General features: G+C 50.4%; 17 protein-coding genes and 1 pseudogene. 17 read left to right on the top strand and 1 reads right to left on the bottom strand.

The annotated features are described in order from the left end of the window. The first annotated feature begins 11 nt into the window (after positions 1-11). The 16 genes and pseudogenes from KI362_RS22455 to KI362_RS22380 all read left to right on the top strand — a co-directional run bounded on the left by KI362_RS22455 (position 12) and on the right by KI362_RS22380 (position 16,837). Entirely contained in the window at positions 12-1,529 is a 1,518-nt protein-coding gene (locus tag KI362_RS22455; protein ID WP_301630621.1) for an MFS transporter, read from the top strand. A 609-nt stretch (positions 1,530-2,138) separates the two neighbouring features. Next, positions 2,139-2,726, top strand: a complete 588-nt coding sequence (mobB, locus tag KI362_RS22450) for a molybdopterin-guanine dinucleotide biosynthesis protein B (RefSeq protein ID WP_301630620.1) — start codon at positions 2,139-2,141, stop codon at positions 2,724-2,726. Between the two features lie 98 nt (positions 2,727-2,824). Continuing rightward, positions 2,825-6,505: a nitrate reductase subunit alpha gene (locus tag KI362_RS22445; protein ID WP_301630619.1), complete on the top strand. Its 3,681-nt coding sequence runs from the start codon at positions 2,825-2,827 to the stop codon at positions 6,503-6,505. Next, on the top strand, positions 6,495-7,964 hold the full coding sequence (gene narH, locus KI362_RS22440) for a nitrate reductase subunit beta (RefSeq protein ID WP_044478573.1): 1,470 nt from the start codon (positions 6,495-6,497) through the stop codon (positions 7,962-7,964). The genes KI362_RS22445 and narH overlap by 11 nt, the downstream gene beginning before the upstream one ends. A gap of 40 nt (positions 7,965-8,004) precedes the next feature. Further along, positions 8,005-8,667 carry a nitrate reductase molybdenum cofactor assembly chaperone gene (narJ, locus tag KI362_RS22435; RefSeq protein WP_301630618.1) on the top strand — a complete coding sequence of 221 codons (663 nt, stop codon included), beginning with the start codon at positions 8,005-8,007 and terminating at the stop codon, positions 8,665-8,667. Continuing rightward, positions 8,664-9,344 carry a respiratory nitrate reductase subunit gamma gene (gene narI, locus KI362_RS22430; RefSeq protein WP_301630617.1) on the top strand — a complete coding sequence of 227 codons (681 nt, stop codon included), beginning with the start codon at positions 8,664-8,666 and terminating at the stop codon, positions 9,342-9,344. Before narJ ends, narI begins: the two co-directional genes overlap by 4 nt. Before the next feature lie 26 nt (positions 9,345-9,370). Beyond that, a complete protein-coding gene (mobA, locus tag KI362_RS22425) occupies positions 9,371-10,003 on the top strand; it encodes a molybdenum cofactor guanylyltransferase (RefSeq protein ID WP_301630616.1) in 633 nt (210 codons plus the stop codon). Next, positions 9,984-11,015, top strand: a complete 1,032-nt coding sequence (locus KI362_RS22420; RefSeq protein ID WP_301630615.1) for a ThiF family adenylyltransferase — start codon at positions 9,984-9,986, stop codon at positions 11,013-11,015. The genes mobA and KI362_RS22420 overlap by 20 nt, the downstream gene beginning before the upstream one ends. A gap of 31 nt (positions 11,016-11,046) precedes the next feature. After that, positions 11,047-11,277 (top strand): molybdopterin converting factor subunit 1, encoded by a 231-nt coding sequence (gene moaD / locus KI362_RS22415; protein WP_044478578.1) that lies wholly within the window; start codon positions 11,047-11,049, stop codon positions 11,275-11,277. Positions 11,278-11,306: 29 nt separating this feature from the next. Beyond that, positions 11,307-11,792, top strand: a complete 486-nt coding sequence (moaC, locus tag KI362_RS22410; protein ID WP_301630633.1) for a cyclic pyranopterin monophosphate synthase MoaC — start codon at positions 11,307-11,309, stop codon at positions 11,790-11,792. Positions 11,793-11,833: 41 nt separating this feature from the next. Next, positions 11,834-12,331: a molybdenum cofactor biosynthesis protein MoaE gene (locus KI362_RS22405; RefSeq protein ID WP_301630614.1), complete on the top strand. Its 498-nt coding sequence runs from the start codon at positions 11,834-11,836 to the stop codon at positions 12,329-12,331. A gap of 42 nt (positions 12,332-12,373) precedes the next feature. Next, positions 12,374-13,384: a GTP 3',8-cyclase MoaA gene (gene moaA / locus KI362_RS22400; protein WP_301630613.1), complete on the top strand. Its 1,011-nt coding sequence runs from the start codon at positions 12,374-12,376 to the stop codon at positions 13,382-13,384. 144 nt (positions 13,385-13,528) lie between these two features. Beyond that, positions 13,529-13,813, top strand: a pseudogene (locus KI362_RS22395) (substrate-binding domain-containing protein); the annotation flags it as partial. 37 nt (positions 13,814-13,850) lie between these two features. Beyond that, complete coding sequence (locus KI362_RS22390) at positions 13,851-14,594, top strand: YwiC-like family protein (RefSeq protein WP_301630612.1); 744 nt, start codon at positions 13,851-13,853, stop codon at positions 14,592-14,594. A gap of 141 nt (positions 14,595-14,735) precedes the next feature. Then, positions 14,736-15,518, top strand: a complete 783-nt coding sequence (locus KI362_RS22385; protein WP_374705704.1) for a ZIP family metal transporter — start codon at positions 14,736-14,738, stop codon at positions 15,516-15,518. A gap of 218 nt (positions 15,519-15,736) precedes the next feature. Next, the gene (locus KI362_RS22380; protein WP_301630610.1) at positions 15,737-16,837 is read left to right on the top strand and encodes a metallophosphoesterase; all 1,101 of its coding nucleotides are present in this window, start codon (positions 15,737-15,739) and stop codon (positions 16,835-16,837) included. A 1,186-nt stretch (positions 16,838-18,023) separates the two neighbouring features. Here the strand turns inward: KI362_RS22380 and KI362_RS22375 are convergent. Continuing rightward, positions 18,024-18,239, bottom strand: a complete 216-nt coding sequence (locus KI362_RS22375) for a hypothetical protein (protein WP_301630609.1) — start codon at positions 18,237-18,239, stop codon at positions 18,024-18,026. A gap of 343 nt (positions 18,240-18,582) precedes the next feature. Here KI362_RS22375 and KI362_RS22370 point away from each other — a divergent pair, with 343 nt between their 5' ends. After that, positions 18,583-19,479 carry an rRNA adenine N(6)-methyltransferase family protein gene (locus tag KI362_RS22370; RefSeq protein ID WP_374705703.1) on the top strand — a complete coding sequence of 299 codons (897 nt, stop codon included), beginning with the start codon at positions 18,583-18,585 and terminating at the stop codon, positions 19,477-19,479. The last annotated feature ends 73 nt before the right edge of the window (positions 19,480-19,552 follow it).

Here is a 19,552-nt window from a genome sequence, read left to right as displayed (position 1 = left end):
GGAGGAAGCGCATGAAATCATCAACCAAAGCCATACTTCCCTTGCAGACGTTGAGTTTAATTCTCGGATTTGCAGTGTGGGGCATTCTATCATCGCTCATTGTATTTATTAAAGAAGGAATTCCGCTTACACCGGGCCAGTTGTCGCTAGTCACAGCCGTGCCTGTTGTACTGGGCTCCGTCTTGCGGATTCCCTTCGGGTATTGGACGAATAAATACGGGGCGCGCTTCATGTTTCTCATCAGCTTTCTGATTCTCCTGATTCCCGTATTCTACATCAGCCAGGCCAAGAGCTTCGTGGACCTGTTGATCGGCGGGCTGTTTCTGGGGATCTCGGGAGCAACCTTCTCGGTCGGAGTGACATCCTTGCCGAAGTATTATCCAAAAGAAAAGCATGGTCTGGTAAACGGAATTTATGGCCTGGGCAATCTGGGCTCGGCACTAAGCACCTTTTTCGCACCCGTCCTGGCGTCTCAGTTCGGCTGGCGCACCACGGTGCAGTGTTATCTGGTGTTGCTTGGAATATTTATTCTGGCAAATTTCTTCATCGGCGACCGGAAGGAAGCCAAGCTCGAAACTTCCCTTTCCGAGCAAATCAAGGGCATTTACAAAAACGAAAAATTGTGGCTGGTCTGTTTCTTTTATTTTATTACCTTCGGAGCCTTCGTAGCTTTTACCGTGTTCCTTCCGAATCACCTCGTTAATAACTTTGGTATCGAGAAGGTGGATGCGGGGCTTCGGACAGCAGGCTTCGTCACCCTGGCGACCTTTATGCGTCCGGTAGGCGGATGGCTCGGCGACAAGTTTAATCCTTTCAAAATTCTGCTGTTTGTATTTACGGGACTTACAATCGGCGCCATTATTCTGGCATTTTCACCGACGATTCCGCTCTTTACTTTCGGCTGTCTGATGATCGGGCTGTGCGCAGGTCTTGGCAACGGTACGATCTTCAAGCTGGTCCCGCTTTATTTCTCGAAGCAGTCAGGGATTGCAAACGGGCTTATTTCCGCGGTAGGCGGATTGGGGGGCTTCTTCCCGCCATTGATGCTGACCCTGTTGCTCTCGATGACAGGTCATTATGCGATCGGGTTTATGTCATTGGCTATGGTTGCCCTCTGCAGTATCCTGCTGGTACTGTACATGTACTGGAATGACCGAATGAAGCTGGCAGAGCAAATTGTACATGGAACCTCGCAAGCGGTTCTCGTAACGAATCCGAAAGGGATCATTCAGACCGTCAACCCTGCGTTCACGGCAATTACGGGGTATACATCGGAGGAGGCCATCGGTCAGAGGCCGGGGTTCCTGAAATCCGGCAAGCATGACAAAGCATTTTATGACGCCATGTGGAAAGAGCTTAGAGAGAAGAAGGCCTGGTCCGGGAACATCTGGAATAGGAAGCAGACCGGGGAAATGTATTTGCAGCGTTTGACGATCAACGGCATCCAGAACGACATGGGGGAAATCAGCTATTATGTCGGCGTGTTCAACGAAATTGATCCGTCGGAGCTATCCAAGAAGTTTGCATGAGGCGGGAGCTATCTAAGTTGAGCTAAGGATTGTGCGCGTAGCCCTATTTGAATTGCGAGTTAGGTGGGGCAACGTGTGAAGAGTTGCTACGATCGCTGTTGTTCGCGGATTTCTTCAATTGGACTAAGTTCTAATAAGGGAGAAATCCGCTCACAAAGGCGAACGCTCCGCTTCTTCACAACCCTTCACACTTATGCCCATGCCACTTCGCCTGCTAGTTCGACAACTATACAAGATTGCACATAGCTACGCCATATAGGTGCCTCAATAAACATGCTACCTTTGGCATGCAAACAGGATACGCACCTGAAATGAACCCCGGCCTCATGATGGTCCGGCCTTGTACGAAACTCCATGTATTTTACATGTCGAGCAACTGGGCCTTATAAAGACAAGCTAAGAGCCTGCGTAAAAAGGGTATAAGTTTGAAGGTTGCTGCAGAAGCGAAGCGGTCGCCTTTGCGAGTGGATTTCTACCTTGTGATGGCTTATTCAACCAAGAAATCCGCGAGCAACAGCGATCGAAAGCAACCTTCACACGTTACCCCCGGCACGCAGAATCATTAACAGGGGATTATGGGACAGTCTCTATAGTAAAGGAGTACAACTTATGTATTCGAAGCTTGCCTGGAGAGATACAGGTGCAATGAATAACGTGGTTCCTGTACTGCAGATCATCGGCTATAAGAACAGCGGCAAAACAACCCTTGCCTGCAAGCTGATATCCGAGCTCACAGCCTGCGGTCTCCGCGTTGGCTCTGCCAAGCATGATGCGCATGAATTTCAGTTGGACGACGATGGGACAGACAGCCAAAGGCATCTGTCCCATGGTGCTTTAGAGACCGTACTCACGTCGAAGTCGGCAACAAGAGTGATGAGCCAGGCACCGATGACACTGGATGAAATCGCAAGCAGCATGTACGGCAGAGTAGACATTTTGATTGCGGAGGGCTTCAAGTCGGCCCGCTACCCCAAAATTGCTCTGCTTCGCGAATTGGATGAACAGCAGAAGCTTCTTTGTGAAGCGTCCAACATCCGGCTATGGATTAGCTGGACAGGGACAGGGGAAGAGAGGGATCCCGCTTCTCTTAGTGAACTCCCCTCAAATTCCACAGCGCCCATGCTCGCACTAAAAGATGAAACAACCGTGATTAAATCAGCACTTCACCTCGCATTGTCACTCCTATCCTCAATATAACGGGGATTCCCTACCTCGGAATGAGGGAGTTCCCCCCTCTTCATGATCGATCCTAGCGCCTACAATTATAGTATCAATAAGCGCAAGGAGCTGGAACGATGAACAAAACCAACCCGCTACTGCAGAAGTTAAAGTTTTTCCGAAAGCGCGAGAAGAACGCGGAAGGCTGGAGTGAAGTATCTCACGAGGATCGCTCTTGGGAACATATGTACCGCGACCGCTGGCAGCATGACAAAGTAGTGCGTTCAACACACGGTGTGAACTGTACAGGTTCATGCAGTTGGAAAATATTTGTGAAGGACGGCATTGTCACCTGGGAAACGCAACAGACGGATTATCCGACAACCGGACCCGACATGCCTGAATTTGAACCGCGCGGCTGTCCTCGTGGCGCAAGCTTCTCCTGGTATCTCTATAGCCCGCTGCGGGTGAAATATCCTTATATTCGCGGCAAGCTGCTCCAATTATGGCGTGAAGCCAAACGGACTTATCAGGACCCGGTCGCTGCCTGGAGCTCGATTGTTGAAAATGACGAACAAAAGCTAATCTACAAATCGGCTCGGGGCAAAGGCGGCATGGTACGTGCTTCCTGGGATGAGGTTACAGAGATTATCTCCGCATCCATGCTGCATACGATTAAGAAAAATGGTCCTGACCGCGTGATCGGGTTCTCTCCGATTCCGGCCATGTCCATGGTCAGCTATGCTGCGGGCTCACGTTTCCTGTCGCTCGTAGGCTCACCGTTACTTAGCTTTTATGATTGGTACGCGGATCTCCCGCCTGCATCACCACAGATTTGGGGCGATCAGACCGACGTACCGGAGAGCAGTGACTGGTATAATTCAAGCTATTTGCTTGTATGGGGCTCGAATCTGCCCATGACCCGGACACCGGATGCCCATTTCATGACCGAGGCAAGATACCGCGGCACCAAGGTTGTATCGATTAGCCCGGATTATGCGGAATTCGTAAGATTTGCGGATAAATGGCTCGCTGCCAAGCAAGGAACCGACGGAGCGCTTGCGATGGCAATGGGGCATGTCATTCTGAATGAATTCTATGTGAAAAACAGCACGCCATACTTTAATGAATATTCGAAGAAATATACGGACTTCCCATTCCTGGTGCTGCTTCAGGAGCAGGGGGATGCTTATACGGCAGACCGCTTCCTGACAGCCAAGGATCTTGGCATCGATACGAACAATGCCGAATGGAAAACCGTCCTGATCGATGAGCATACCGGCGAGCTTCGCATCCCTAACGGAACAATCGGATCCCGGTGGGGCGAGGAGGGCAAATGGAACCTTGAAATGGTGGACACCTTCACAGGTGAAGAAATCTCTCCGCAGCTCGGGCTCCGCGGAACCGCCGAAGGACAGGTTGAGCTCAAGCTGCCTTACTTCGCTGATGAAGGCAAATCGGCTATCTCAAGTTCGATCCCTTATCGTACGATTACGGGGGCAGACGGACAATCTTATCGCGTGACGAGTGTCTTCGATCTGATGCTTGCCCAATATGGAGTCGATTCCGTCAACGGCAGTAACTACGATGATGCGAGCACGGTCTACTCACCGGCATGGCAAGAGCAGATCACAGGTGTGGATCGTGAATCCGTCATTCAGATCGCCCGCGAATTTGCGCAAAATGCGGTAGACAGCCAGGGACGCTCGATGATTATCGTCGGCGCGGGCATTAACCACTGGTACAACTCGGATACGATTTATCGCAGTGTGCTTAACCTGGTATTGATGACGGGCTGCCAAGGTGTGAACGGCGGAGGCTGGGCGCATTATGTCGGTCAAGAGAAGCTTCGTCCGGCAGAAGGCTGGGCGAATGTCGCCTTTGCACGGGACTGGACGATGCCGCCGCGCCAACAGAACGGCACTTCCTTCTTCTATTTTGCAACGAACCAATGGCGCTTTGAATCCAACCCGGTTGATGGACACACATCAGCACTTGTAGATAAGGCGCGTTATGCACACTATGCGGATTATAACGTCATGGCTGCGCGTCTGGGCTGGCTGCCTTCCTACCCGCAATTCAACGAGAATTCGATTGATCTGGCGAATGAAGCGGCAGCCAAAGGACATGACACACCGGAAGCAATCGCGAATTATGTAGCAGGACGGCTGAAAGACCGTGATCTGGAGTTTGCAATTGAGGACCCGGATGCGGAGGGCAATCATCCGAAGGTGATGTTTGTCTGGCGCGCCAACTTGATCTCAAGCTCCGGCAAAGGGCATGAATACTTCCTGAAGTATTTGCTCGGCGCGCATAACGGTCTGCTCAACGATGACTCCGAGACAATGCGTCCGGAAGAGATCAGATGGCATGACCAAGCGGCAGAAGGCAAGCTCGATTTGATGGTGGATATCGACTTCCGGATGTCCGGGACCGCGGTCTATTCCGATATCGTGCTTCCGGCGGCAACTTGGTATGAGAAGAGCGATCTGTCCTCGACCGATATGCATCCATTCATCCATCCGTTCAACCCTGCGGTGCCGCCGCTCTGGGAGTCCAAGTCGGACTGGGAGACGTTCAAGGCGATTGCGAAGACCTTCTCTCAAATGGCAGAAAGCCAATTCGACGGACCGCAGCGCGATATCGTAGCGATGCCGCTACAGCATGATACACCGGATGAGCTGTCTCAGCCGTTCGGCCGGGTTCTGGATTGGAGCAAGGGTGAAATTGAGGCGATTCCGGGCAAGACCATGCCGAAATTTGTGGTGGTAGAGCGGGACTATGCTTCCGTCTACAAGAAGATGACCGCGCTTGGCCCGAACATCAAAGATAAGCCCTATGGCATTAAAGGAATCAACTGGTCTGCAGCCAATGAGTATGAGCTTATGAAGAAAGTGAACGGCGTCGTCGAGGAGCCGGGAATCAGCGAGGGCTGTCCGAAGCTGGTGACGGATCGTCATATGGCCGAAGCCATTCTCACATTGTCCACGACCAGTAATGGGAAAATGGCTGTAAAGGCCTGGGAGTCCCTGGAGCAGAAGACGGCGCTCAAGCTGAAGGATCTGGCGGAGGATCGGATCGAAGAACGCTTTACGTTCGACGAAATTACAACTCAGCCGAAGACGGTAATTACCTCCCCGGCGTTCAGCGGATCGGAGCAGCATGGAAGACGCTACTCGCCGTTCACCACAAATGTGGAGCGCTTGATCCCTTACCGTACCTTGACCGGACGCCAGCATTATTATCTGGATCACGAAATGCTGACGGAATTCGGTGAGAACCTGGCGATTTACAAGCCGACGATGAAGCATGCGCCTTTCCATACGAACAAGAATCGTCCGGCCAAGAAAGGCAAAGAAATTGTCTTGAACTTCATGACGCCGCACAGCAAATGGTCCATTCACAGTATGTATTTCGATTCGTTGCCGATGCTGACGCTGTTCCGCGGCGGCCCGACCATCTGGATCAACAAGGATGATGCAGCCGCGGCCGATGTGGTCGATAACGATTGGATTGAATGCTTCAATCAGAATGGCGCTGTAGTTGCCCGGGCAGTCGTTACCCACCGGATGCCTAGAGGAATGGCCTATATGCACCATGCCCAGGATCGGACGATCAACGTTCCGGCAACCGACGTCACCACAACGCGCGGCGGTACGCACAACAGTCCGACACGTATCCATGTGAAGCCAACTCATATGATTGGCGGGTATGCACAGCTTAGCTACGGATTCAATTACTACGGACCAACAGGCAATCAACGGGATCTGTACGTCGTGATCCGCAAACTTGAGGAGGTGAACTGGCTTGAAGATTAAAGCGCAAATCGGGATGGTCATGAACTTGGATAAATGTATCGGTTGTCATACTTGCTCGGTAACCTGCAAGAACACCTGGACGAACCGCAAGGGCGCAGAATATATGTGGTTCAACAACGTCGAGACGAAGCCAGGCATCGGGTATCCGAAGCAGTGGGAGAACCAGGACAAATATAAAGGCGGTTGGGTATTGAAGAACGGCAAGCTGGAGCTTCGCTCCGGCAGCCGTGCCAACCGGCTGATGAATATCTTCCACAATCCGGACCAACCGACGATTGACGATTACTATGAGCCATGGGATTACGATTACGAGAAGCTGCAGCAAAGCCCGGAACTGAAGCACCAGCCGGTAGCGCGTCCGAAATCGAAAATTACCGGCGAATATATGAATCTCGAATGGGGTCCGAACTGGGAAGACGATCTGGCGGGTGTGCATGAGTCGGGATATGAAGACCCGAACATGGCTGGCATCGAAGAAGCCGTTCGCATGGAATTCGAACAGGTATTCATGATGTATCTGCCGAGAATTTGCGAGCACTGCATTAATCCGTCCTGTGTATCGAGCTGCCCATCGGGTGCGATGTACAAGCGCGAGGAAGACGGAATTGTGCTTGTAGACCAGAATGCTTGCCGCTCTTGGCGGTTCTGCGTATCAAGCTGTCCTTACAAGAAGGTCTACTTCAACTGGCAGACGAACAAAGCGGAGAAATGCACGCTCTGCTTCCCGCGGATCGAGCAAGGCTTGCCAACGATCTGCTCGGAGACCTGCGTAGGCAGAATCCGTTATCTGGGGGTTATGTTCTATGACGCCGATCGCGTCGAGGAGGCAGCTTCGGTGGAGAATGAACAAGATCTGTACGAATCGCAATTGAGCATTTTCCTTGATCCGAACGATCCTGAAGTGATTGCTGCAGCCCGCGAAGCTAACATTCCGGAGGATTGGATTGAATATGCCCAGCGTTCGCCGATCTACAAAATGGCGGTCGATTGGAAAATCGCGCTTCCGCTGCACCCGGAATACCGGACCTTGCCGATGGTATGGTACGTACCGCCGCTTAGCCCGATTACAAACATGGTGGAAGGCAAAGGGGCGACTGCATCGCCGGATGATATTTTTCCTGCTATTGACGATATGAGAATTCCAGTCCAGTATTTGGCGAATCTGCTGTCGGCAGGCGATACCGACGTAATCAAGACAGTGTTGAAGAAAATGGCTGTCATGCGTTCTCATATGCGTGCGCGGAATTTGAACAAGGAGACCGACGCCGAATTGCTGGCGCAGTTCGGAATGACAGAGAAAGAGACCGAAGAGATGTACCGTTTATTGGCGATTGCCAAGTATGACGATCGCTTTGTGATCCCGGCAGCCCACCGCGAAGAATTCTCTGACCTCTATTCCGAGCAAGGAGCCTGCGGGTTTACGAACATGATGGGCGGACCAGGGCCTTGCGGCGGTTGACCTGGGAGCAGTGCGGCAAACTGGACAAGGAGTGAGGCAAATGAACGAGATGACATTACGCTCCAGCTGGATGCTATTCTCCCAGCTGCTGCAATACCCCGATGCCGAATGGCAGGATGAATCAGATGACATGTACGTGAATTGGTGCCAATGGATTGAAGGCGAACAAGCGGAGGAGGCCAAGGACCTCCAGACGCTTGCCGGAGACTGCTTGGCAGCCTTCGCCGGGATGGATGCTGAGACAATTACAGCGAACTATGTGAAGACTTTTGATTTTAGCAAGAAGAGCAATTTGTACCTAACCTACAGTCAGCTAGGGGAAGACCGGGAACGGGGCCCTGCATTGCTTCGGCTAAAGCAGCTGTATGAGGAAGAGGATATGGTCCTCTATACGGATGAGCTTCCGGACTATTTACCGCTTGTCCTGGAATATGTGGCTGTAGCCAAGGAGAATCGCGGCATTGAGCTGCTGGTGTCCTTCCGCAAGGCGCTGGAGCATACCAGAGATGTGCTTCACCAGACAGATAGTCCTTATCGGCATGTCCTGGATGCGATTCTGTTGATCCTAGACCGATCCGGTGTGGCAGAAGGCAGCTTTGATGTTTCCGAGCTTGCCGGAAGCGGCAGTACGCCGCAGACTATGGGCTGCGGTCCGATGTGGGCTGCTGCCGGATATGGACAGGAAAGGAGAAATCCGCTATGACTTGGGGAAGTCAATTTTTGTGGGTCATTTACCCCTATCTGATTCTGGTCATCTTCCTTGTTGGGCTTTATTACCGCTATCAAACCGATCAGTTCGGTTGGACAGCCAAATCTAGCGAGATTCTGGAGAAGAAACAGCTAAGGGTCGGCAGCATTCTGTTTCATATCGGCATTATGCTTGTTCTTATCGGACATATCGGCGGTATTTTGATTCCGAAGGCATGGGTATCGGCACTTGGAGTAGATGATCATATGTATCACTTAATGGCGATGTCCATCGGCAGCGTAGCTGGACTAATGACCCTTGTCGGCTGCATTATTCTCGTGTTCCGCAGATTAACGAATGCACGCGTGCGGAGAACCAGCAGCTTTGGCGATATGCTGTCGATCATTTTATTGACACTGATTGTCGTCGCGGGGATGTCAGCAACGCTGTTCAATATGCGCGGGAGTGTAGAATTCGATTACCGTGAGACAATTGGACCGTGGATGCGAGGGGTGCTTGCATTTCGGCCCGATCATACTTTGATGAAGGAAGTTCCCGTAATCTTTAAAATTCATGTTATTCTAGGATTATCTCTATTTGCGGTATTTCCATTTACGAGATTGGTTCATATGCTCAGCATGCCGATCACCTACTTGAAGCGCAGCTATGTGCTTTATCGCAAACGCCGGTAATCCGGATTGAAGCGGAGGGCTGTCCGATGTTAACCGGAGTGATTCTGGCGGGAGGGCAGAACTCCCGAATGCATGGGCTGAACAAGGCGCTGCTTACTTATGAAGGAGAGCATTTTATCGAACGGCAGATTCATGAAATGAGCTCGATTTGCGGTGAGATGGTCGTGGTAACTAACGACGCCTCTGTCTATACAAGCTGGGCAAAGCCCGATATGATATATACTCCGGACATTTTTCAAGGTTCCGGTCCGCTCGGCGGATTTCATGCTGCCTTCTCAACATTAACGAATGACTATGCCTGGGTGGTTGGGTGTGATATTCCTAAGCTATCCGCCAAGGCTGCAACGAAAATGTTAACCATATTAACTAACAGCGATTATGACGCAGTTCTTCCTGTTGTTGGCGGCAAGCATCAAATGCTGCATGGCATTTACCGGCCCAAACGGCTGCTGCCGCTAATTACTGAAAGGCTTGAAGCCAAACGATATCGGCTATCCGGATTACTAGACTCGATTCATTGGCTGGGAATAAAGGAATTGGACTGGATGGAAGCAGGAATAAGCGTGGATTTTACAGAAGATGTGGATACACCATTGCAGTATCTAGGATTACTTCAGGAAGAGAGGAGGACAGACGGCGATGTCACAAGACCGGTATAGCAGACAACAGAATTTTGCGCCCATCGGTGTCTCCGGACAGCAGAAGCTGAAGGATTCACATGTCCTGATCGTCGGCGCAGGCGCGCTGGGCTCAGGGACAGCGGAGACCTTGGCACGTGCAGGGGTTGGAGCTATAACGATCATTGACCGTGATTATGTCGAGTGGAGCAATCTCCAGCGGCAGTCGCTGTACGCCGAACAGGACGCCTTCGAGCAATTGCCGAAGGCAGTGGCAGCCGCAAGCCGCCTGAAGCAGATTAACTCCGAAATGACCATAAATGCACATGTGATGGATTGCAATGCTGCTGACTTGGTCTCACTTCTGGAGCGTCATTCCATCGATCTGATTCTGGATGGAACGGACCATTTCGCGATTCGCTATCTGATCAATGATGCTGCATACCGCTTCCGGATTCCATGGATTTACGGGGCTTGCTCAGGCAGCTACGGAGCTGTATGCAGCTTCATTCCCGGACAGACCACTTGCCTGAACTGTCTGTTGAAAAAGATGCCGGTCGTATCTGCCTCATGTGATCTTGAAGGCATCATTGCCCCGACCGTACAGATGGTAGTGGCCATGCAGTCGGCGGAGGCGCTTAAGTGGTTGTCCGGGAACCGGACGCAAATGAATGTGAATTATACGGTGTTTGATCTGTGGTCGAATATGCATCAATCGATTGGTCTGAATCGAAGGGCGCGACAGGAGGCCTGTCCAACCTGTGGCGGGCAGCCGAGCTATCCTTACCTGAACAGCGAAAGTGCGGTCAAGGCCGAGACGCTGTGCGGCCGGACTTCGGTCTGGCTGCGGTATCCGCGCCAAGAAGCGCTGAATCTGGAGGCGGTAGCAGATCATGCCAAACAATTGCAGGCAGAGGTGAAGTCCAATCCATACCTGATTCAGATTCAGGAAGGGGATTTCCGCCTGGTTCTTTTCCAGGATGGACGCGCGCTTGTGCATGGAACTGCTGATCCTTTGGAGGCCAAGAAGCTCTACCAGCGCTATGTCTCCTAAAGGAAGAACAATATGCCGGGAAGGTGATTCTGTGAAAATACTATGTTTTGCTCATCTGAGTGAGCAGATCGGCTCGCCGAGTCTTGAGCTGGAGCTTGGCCCGATGACGGTAGCGTCCTTCGTCGAGGAATTCAAGTCCCGCTATCCCAACGCCAGGCTTGATCAGGTTATGATTGCAGTGAACGAGCAGTTCGTTGAAGAAGATCACCTGATCGGTGCGAATGATACAGTGGCCTTGCTGCCACCGGTCAGCGGCGGTTAAGAAGGCGGCCCGAGAAAGGAATGAATGCAATGAGCCAGGAGAACTTGACCCATTTCAATGAACAAGGAAGAGCTCATATGGTGGATGTGTCGGACAAATCCGAAACAAAACGGATGGCTGTAGTCAAAAGCGAAATCCGGATGAAGCCCGAGACGCTCCGCCGAATTCAGGAGGGCTCGATTGGCAAGGGCGATGTGCTCGCCGTGGCACAGGTTGCAGGGATTATGGCTGCGAAGAAAACAGCGGATCTGATCCCGATGTGCCATCCGCTTCCGCTGACCGGCATCGATATTAACTTCGAAGCTCCTGATGAAGGAATATTGTCCTTCCGGGTTAAGGTGAAGACCACCGGTGTGACCGGGGTCGAGATGGAGGCGTTGACGGCTGCCCAGGTAGTTGGACTGACTATCTATGATATGTGCAAGGCCATCGATAAGGATATGGTTCTGGGTCCAACGTATCTGGAGCAAAAACAGGGCGGCAAGAGCGGTGACTATGAGCGAAAGACGCTGTGACTGTGATTTCTTGATTTCAGAGGGAAGAGAGGGAAGGTCTTATGAGCAGCAACTTGTTTGTCATCACCGATCAACCGATCAAGCCCGAAGAAGTATCGGATAAGGTCAGGCGGCGCGAAGCCGGAGCAATTACCTTGTTCCTGGGCACCGTACGTGAGCTTACTTATGGGAAGCGTACTCTCTATCTTGAGTATGAGGCGTATCCAACCATGGCGGTGAAGCAGCTCGAAATGATCGGGAAAGAGGTAAGAGAGCGCTGGCCGGACACGCTAGTGGCGGTGACCCATCGGGTAGGCAGGCTTGAGATTTCCGACATTGCAGTCGTCATAGCCGTCTCGTCGCCCCATCGCAAAGCAGCTTATGAAGCGAACGAGTATGTGATTGAACGGATCAAGCAAATTGTGCCGATTTGGAAGAAGGAATATGGGGAAGATGGCTCCGAGTGGATTGGAGATCAATTGAACCAGAAGACTTACCCGGAGGGCCGGCCTCTCTTGGAGGACATTCCGAAGGATGAATTGAACCATGAAGAAGAGTGACGGGTATCAAGATATTCCGCCCTCTGAAAGGAGCGTAACACCATGACCATTCCCCGCTTAATCGATCCTTTTGGCCGTGAGCATCATTATCTGCGGATATCTGTAACGGATCGCTGTAATCTGCGCTGTGTTTATTGCATGCCTGAGGAAGGCATGGAATTCGAACCTGCGGATCACATTCTGACCTATGAAGAAATTGCCGATGTAGTGCGTGTTATAGCAGAAATGGGGATCCGCAAGGTCCGTCTGACAGGCGGGGAGCCGCTTGTTCGCAAGGAGCTGGAGAAGCTGGTCGCCATGATTGCTGCGATCCCGGGGATCGAAGATATCGCATTGACGACAAACGGCATCTTTCTGGCGCCTCGTGCCGCGCTTTTAAAGGAAGCCGGACTTACCCGCGTTAATATTAGTCTGGATTCCCTGAAACCGGAACGCTTCAAAATGATTACCCGCGGCGGGGACGTGCAAAAGGTGCTGAACAGCATCGATGCCTGCGCCAAAGCAGGCTTAAGTCCGATCAAGCTGAATGTGGTGCTGATGAATGGTCTGAATGATGATGAGATCGCGGATTTTATCGAGATGACGAGGGAGCGGGACATTCATGTGCGGTTCATCGAATACATGCCGATCGGCCACAATGATGCTCAGTGGAAGAAGCTGTATTTGCCGCTCACGCGGGTTAAAGAAGTATGCGAAGAGCGGCAGTGGAAATTCAGCGCAGTTAGCTCCGTACAAGGAAGCGGGCCGTCGGAAAATTACCGGCTTGAGGGGGCGGCAGGCAGCTTTGGTCTGATCCATCCGGTCAGCGAGCACTTCTGCCAAACCTGCAACAGGCTTCGTCTTACGGCAGACGGCTATATCAAGCCTTGTCTTGCCTGGACAGAGCAATTTCAGGTCCGCAGTGTCATTGGTGATGATGAAGCTATTCGCCAGATGTTTCTGGAAGCCCTGGGCACAAAGCCTGAGAATCATGAAATGTCCAAGTTTTTGAAAGGTGACCCAGACATCTCGCACACTCCAACGTCTCGGAGGATGTCGCAAATTGGCGGTTAGGAGAGGATTTAAACGGCAAGGTTATTCGATAGAAAAGCTATGCGTTTCCTTGCTCCATTTTTCACAATAGCCTTGGTATTGTCGCTAACAGCTTGCGGTGGATCAAAAGAGGCTGAGAACACGGAGCTTCCTGCGGTTGAATTGACCGTGTCCGCGGCAGCGAGCCTTACTGATGCCTTGCAGGAAATTCAAGATATTGGTATCCCCGAATCCGTACCTGCCGGAAAATATGCTCAACAGGCACTCACCAATGCTGGAGTCTGGGAGGAGCTTCAGGCTTAAATGGTGCAGGCAAAGGATGTTCGTCAAGTGTTGCAATATGTAGAGACCGGAAATGCTGAAGAAGCAAAGGCTCTCTATGATTATCTTCAAACCAAGGAAGCGTTGGACGTGTTCGTGAAATACGGTGGCAGGTATTCTTATATATAAAAGAGCTAAAATTGATGAGTTCAGGGGGAGCTAGGCGATGAGCAGGAAAAAGAAGAAAAGTATCGTTATACCGCATGAGCACGGTGGGTGGGCGATGATTAGCGTACCGTTTCTCTTCGGGGTGATGGCAGGTACGGCGCAGTGGAGTCATATTCTCCTGTTCATCGCCTGGCTGGGCTTGTACCTTGCATCTTATCCTTTCTTGCAGGCCTTGAAACGGAGAAATCAGCGTCAGCATTTATTGAAATGGTCTGGCATTTACGGAGTGGTTGCTCTTGCTGCACTCGTTTATCCATTGATCAGGACACCCGAGCTGTTTTATTTCGGAATCCCGTTCCTGCTGCTGCTTATCGTCAACATTTGGCATGTGAAGCAGAAGGATGAACGAGCTATTGTAAATGATTTATGTGCAATTATCATCTTCTCCCTGGGTGGTGCCGCTTCATTCTTACACGGAGGAGGAAGCTTTGGGCAGGAGATGCTTGCTATTGTAGTATTGAACTTCGCTTACTTTATGGGCACCGCCTTTTTCGTCAAAACGATCTTCCGTGAGCGAGGCAATCGTCGCTGGGAGTCCACGGCCCGTATTTATCATGTGCTGATCCTGTTCATTCCTTGGCTGCTTGGCATGCCCTGGATGACGATTCCTTATGTGTTCCCTTTGATCCGCACATTCCTCTTTACCGGAAAAGCCATGAAGCCGATGAAAGCCGGAATTTTGGAGATTGTTGGCTCGGTGCAGTTTCTCGCAATCTCGTGGATCATCTATAATTTCATATAATTGATTAGTAGCAGTCAAAAGCAATTGACGATTCACAGGAATGGGATAAAATATGTACAGAGAAATCACCATTCAGACTTGTCATCATCCTGAGAAGGAGTTGTTGTTTTGATTGCTTTTTTTCAAAGTTTAAATCCGATCATGCAGGCTTTGCTGGCCACTTTGTTTACTTGGGGCATGACCGCATTGGGCGCAGCGCTTGTCTTCGCTACCAAAACCCTTAACCAGAGGCTGCTCGACAGTATGCTGGGGTTCGCAGGCGGTGTTATGATCGCAGCCAGCTACTGGTCGCTTCTTGCGCCGGCAATTGAAATGTCGGAGGGCAATCCCGTCGGCAACTGGTTCCCGGCCGCTTTAGGTTTTTTGCTTGGCGGCGTCTTCTTATGGGGAATCGATAAGATTCTTCCCCATCTTCATCCGAACACTGCGATCGGAGAGGCGGAGGGAGTTTCTCCGAATAAAAGAAAAAGAAGCACGCTCCTTGTGCTTGCCATCACGCTTCACAATATCCCAGAGGGCTTGGCCGTCGGGATTGCCTTCGGCGCGCTGGCTAACGGCGGAACCGAGGCGGCTTTGGTTGGCGCGTTGACGCTGGCTCTGGGTATCGGGATTCAGAACTTCCCTGAGGGGGTTGCGGTGTCGATGCCATTGCGCGGTGAAGGGATGTCCCGCCGCAAGAGCTTTTTCTACGGGCAATTTTCCGGGATGGTTGAGCCGATTGCTGCAGTGCTTGGGGCGTTCGCCGTTGCCTTCGTTGAGCCGCTTCTCCCGTATGCGCTAAGCTTTGCAGCAGGTGCTATGATCTTCGTTGTTGTCGAGGAGGTCATTCCCAGCTCTCAGGAGAAGGGAAATAAGGATTTGGCTTCGATGAGCTTGATGTTCGGCTTTGTTTTAATGATGATACTTGATGTGGCATTGGGATAGAGTTCATTTGGAATAGAATAGGCCGGCATAACCGTATGGAATATGTTCCGTGCGGTTTTTTACTTTTATATGGAGCAATTTGTGAAGATGAGGGGAGTTAGCTTACAATGAAAGTATATCGGTTCGCTGACCAAAGCCTTTACCGAGATTTTCCGCACAAGAACGTAACGGATAACGAAATCATCAGCATTTTTTAAGTCAGACGAGGTGTAGTAATTATGTTTGTCATTATTGGAGTCATTAGCTTGCTTCTTTACGGCGGGTTGGTCTATTATATCGGCTGGCGCGGATACCGCTGGCTCCGTCCGAAGACTTCCTCGCGCAGATTCAAGATATTGTATACGGTTGTCCTTATTATAGTAGCAACTTCGTTCATTACCGGGCGATTTGTGAACATTAAGCTTCTCGGTATCATCGGTGCTTATTGGATGGCCGTGTTGTATTTATCCATATTGCTGGTGCCGTTGGCACATTTGACTGTTATACTGCTGCGGAAATCCAGGTTCAGGAGGGAGAGAACCTCTTTCTGGGCAGGGGCGATTACACTGGGATTGATGGTCGTTTTGCTTGGATATGGAAGCTACAATGCCTACATGCCTGTTGTTCGCACTTATACCATTCAGATGGATAAAGGCTCGTCATCCATTGATTCTCTGCATATTGCCATGGCAGCGGATATGCATTTTGGGCTGCTGTCCGGGAAGGATCATGCGAAGCGGCTGGTTCAGGAAATGAACAAGCTTGAGCCGGATATTATTTTGCTGCCGGGCGATTTGTTTGATGATGATATCCAGCCATTTGTAGATCAAAAGCTGGATTCGATTCTGTCGGAGCTTAAGGCGCCCCTCGGCGTATATGCTACCCTTGGTAATCATGACAAGCATCGGGGGACGATGCAGGAACTGATCGATACGTTCGAACGCAGCGGAATTAACATTCTATATGATGAGACGACAACGGTAAATGATCTGTTCACACTGGTGGGGCGTAAGGACTTCAGTGATCCTGAGCGAATGAACCTTGACGCAATCATGACAGGGGTGGATCTGGACAAGCCGGTCATCCTGCTGGAGCACCAGCCGGAAGAGCTGGACCTTGCAGAGCAGGCGGGGGTTGATCTGATGTTATCCGGTCATACTCACCATGGGCAAGTGTTTCCTGGGAGCCTGATTACTAACGCACTATTTGAAAATGATTGGGGCTATCTCCATAAAGGAAACCTTCATTCGATTGTTACCTCGGGCTATGGCTTCTGGGGGCCGCCGATCCGGATCGGGACGAGATCCGAAATCGTGGAGCTTCATATCGAGTTTGAATAGCCGCAGTTTCTTGCAAGGGTGCAGCAAATATAAAACAGGCTAACGATTCTGCGTGCCGGGGGCAACGTGTGAAGTGTGCTTACGATCGCTGTTGTTCGCGGATTTCTTTGATTAATTAAAATCTGAAATTGTAGGAATCCGCTCACAAAGGCGAACGCTTACGAGCATATGCTCCCGAAGTAGCTTTCTTTCAGAAAGCTTTTACTTCAGCACACTTCACACTTATGCCCTTATTACGCAGGCTTTTCAATCCGGCTTTATAGATGCATGGATAGTAGCTCTCACACGGCTCTATCATGCAGTGGCAAAGTACTTTGTAGTATCGTTTCATAGGGCTGCCCTCCCTGCGTGCTAACTGCTATTGCACAGTAAACAGTAAATGTGCAACACCGCATCATCATTGGAGATGCCCCAATATCAATAATCCCGCAGAGCAAGGGGTATTCCTGTAAATTCTGAATATCCCTCCCAAGTAAGCATGCGGACACCTCGCACAGAGCGCGCGGCTCCCAGGGCGCGGAATTTCACTGCATGACGGTGGTCGGTCGACCGAATGAAAATATGTCTTACGCATGCAGTGAAAAAACTTACCTTAAATACAGTGGAAATGCTAGAAATGCGGATATAGTGAAATATTTGTACTTAAAGTGGACTAAAACATGGATTTGGCTAGTTACTGGCGATCTAAGGTAAGTTTTTTCACTAAAAGTGGGTTCGTGCGTCGAATGAAGATTTTAAGGGAAGTAATTTCATTAAATCGCGACCGGGATGAGCATGAGCAGAATAAGGTTGGTCATGAAGAGAGGATAAGGTTCGGAGCAAGGTGGAATGCCGGTGGGTTAAGTTAAGTTCGGAGAAAAACTTCGGTACTGGCAGGACAGGCGGAGTTTCGGCGCAACAAGGCTTGGAGCATCATTAGAGCGGGGCGCAATTCTAGCGCAAATGGTGCCTCGTTCAAATGATGCCACAGGAGACAAGTTTATTGCAGTGCTTAGGGCTCAGCAGGTGCAAACTGGATAGTAGATGATCTCCAAAGGCGAAGTAGTTAGGGCATAAGTGTGAAGTGTTAAAAGCTTTCTGTAAGAAAGCTACTTCGGGTCACACGTTGCCCCATCTAACTCGCTGCTACTGCACAGTATCATGTAAATATGCAACACCGTATCTCTTCGGGCAGAGTCAACCCCAATTAACGGGTTCTTGTGAAGATGAACACGATGAATGCTATCATTCCCAGAACTACAGGGATTGCATAATAGAGGGTTAAGCCGGCAACATTTCTTTTTGTTCGTTTATCATAGCTCGGATCGCCTTCTCTATTTTTCTCGGAAAAACCGATCAGCATCGTTGCAATCCCGCCGCCAACCAGCAGCAATACAGCAAATATAGCCACAAGCGTATACATCCATCATCCGCTCCTTAGGTTTTATTTAGCTTTTGTTTTAACCATAACCTGACATCGTCAGTTAGTCTACGCTTTAGCAGGAAATTTGGAGAGAAAAGTTATGAGTGCAGGTTCATCGACAATCGAGCAATACTATGGGCCAGGGCAGGGCGGTGTTTTTGTTTCTTTGACTGCACTAACCCGGGTGTGCTAGAATCGGTTAAGTTAGGCCGATTTTTATTTAAAGGAGAGAGGTCTCTCATGTGTTGCATCGCATTCATGCGTATTCGTTAATGACAGGTACAGAACAAATTTAACCCATCATCCTGCGATTTTTAATCAGGCAAGCCCGGGTTTATTTGTGATGTGCCTTTTTCATTTTCTAATACGAATGAATGAGGTGCTTTTTGCTATGTCTAAAAATAAATGTCGATGTGCTTCCAATTTTCCTGGAAGGCATTTATTAATCAATAAATCCTTGATCAAAGAATTAGTTTCGCTTGCCAAGCTTCAAGAGAGCGATACTGTTCTCGATCTCGGAGCGGGAACAGGCGCGCTCGCAATTCCGCTGGCGGAGAAGGCCGGGAAGGTTATTGCCATCGAGAACGATCCTGTCAGTGTTGAGAAATTGAAATCCAGAGCAGGGGAGAAGGCTAATGTCATTGTGAAGCAATTGGATCTTCTTCAATATCAGCCTCCAAGCAGTCCATTTTGCATTGTCGCCAATATCCCATTCTCTATTACAACGCCTATCTTCGAAAAGTTTCTAGGTCATTCATCCTTTCTGGAACGGGCTGTCTTGATCCTGGAAAAAGGAGCCGCAAAACGTTTTACATCGTTCCCCGTGACCAATCCGCAAATTTTGGCATGGAGGATGTGGTATGACATCCGGATTAAGCGAACGGTAATGCCGGAGTGCTTCTCGCCGCCTCCCAGTGTGGAAGCGGCCGTTGTGACCGTTTATAGAAGAAAAAATCCGGCGATTCCCAGTGGGCATCGTGGAAAATTTAAGGCCTTTGTCTCGTATGTCCTTCACGATCCCCGGCAACCTTTTTTCGAAGCGGTCGGTGATATATTCACCTCCCCGCAAATTGCCAAGCTGGCGAAGGCTTTGCGCATGGATCGTGCCCAGCCGATTTGTTCTTTGAACGTACAGCAATGGGAGGAGCTGTATCTTGCCATGCTTCAACATGCGGCTCCTTATCGATGGCCCAAAGCCCGCAAGGGATCAAGCAAGTCGTATCCGAGGCGCAAAAGATAATTCCGTTGCGGAAGTTAATGTTGAGTTAATTCTCTTCTATTATTATAGAAACGGTAGAATAACTTGCGGCAGG

The sequence above is a fragment of the Paenibacillus apis genome, from assembly GCF_018333295.1.
In the GTDB taxonomy this organism is placed as follows: domain Bacteria; phylum Bacillota; class Bacilli; order Paenibacillales; family Paenibacillaceae; genus Fontibacillus; species Fontibacillus antibioticophila.
The sequence above is the reverse complement of the archived record's forward strand: the minus strand, read 5'-3'. Positions and strand labels throughout refer to the sequence as shown.

Bases quoted from the DNA above. Each gene is read 5' to 3' on its own strand.
- KI362_RS22390 (WP_301630612.1), top strand. From the start codon at position 13,851: ATGAGCAGGAAAAAGAAGAAAAGTATCGTTATACCGCATGAGCACGGT.
- KI362_RS22375 (WP_301630609.1), bottom strand. From the start codon at position 18,239: ATGTATACGCTTGTGGCTATATTTGCTGTATTGCTGCTGGTTGGCGGC.
- narJ (WP_301630618.1), top strand. From the start codon at position 8,005: ATGAACGAGATGACATTACGCTCCAGCTGGATGCTATTCTCCCAGCTG.
- narI (WP_301630617.1), top strand. From the start codon at position 8,664: ATGACTTGGGGAAGTCAATTTTTGTGGGTCATTTACCCCTATCTGATT.
- KI362_RS22370 (WP_374705703.1), top strand. From the start codon at position 18,583: ATGTGCCTTTTTCATTTTCTAATACGAATGAATGAGGTGCTTTTTGCT.
- moaC (WP_301630633.1), top strand. From the start codon at position 11,307: ATGAGCCAGGAGAACTTGACCCATTTCAATGAACAAGGAAGAGCTCAT.
- moaA (WP_301630613.1), top strand. From the start codon at position 12,374: ATGACCATTCCCCGCTTAATCGATCCTTTTGGCCGTGAGCATCATTAT.
- KI362_RS22455 (WP_301630621.1), top strand. From the start codon at position 12: ATGAAATCATCAACCAAAGCCATACTTCCCTTGCAGACGTTGAGTTTA.
- mobA (WP_301630616.1), top strand. From the start codon at position 9,371: ATGTTAACCGGAGTGATTCTGGCGGGAGGGCAGAACTCCCGAATGCAT.
- KI362_RS22445 (WP_301630619.1), top strand. From the start codon at position 2,825: ATGAACAAAACCAACCCGCTACTGCAGAAGTTAAAGTTTTTCCGAAAG.
- KI362_RS22405 (WP_301630614.1), top strand. From the start codon at position 11,834: ATGAGCAGCAACTTGTTTGTCATCACCGATCAACCGATCAAGCCCGAA.
- mobB (WP_301630620.1), top strand. From the start codon at position 2,139: ATGTATTCGAAGCTTGCCTGGAGAGATACAGGTGCAATGAATAACGTG.
- KI362_RS22385 (WP_374705704.1), top strand. From the start codon at position 14,736: ATGCAGGCTTTGCTGGCCACTTTGTTTACTTGGGGCATGACCGCATTG.
- KI362_RS22380 (WP_301630610.1), top strand. From the start codon at position 15,737: ATGTTTGTCATTATTGGAGTCATTAGCTTGCTTCTTTACGGCGGGTTG.
- KI362_RS22420 (WP_301630615.1), top strand. From the start codon at position 9,984: ATGTCACAAGACCGGTATAGCAGACAACAGAATTTTGCGCCCATCGGT.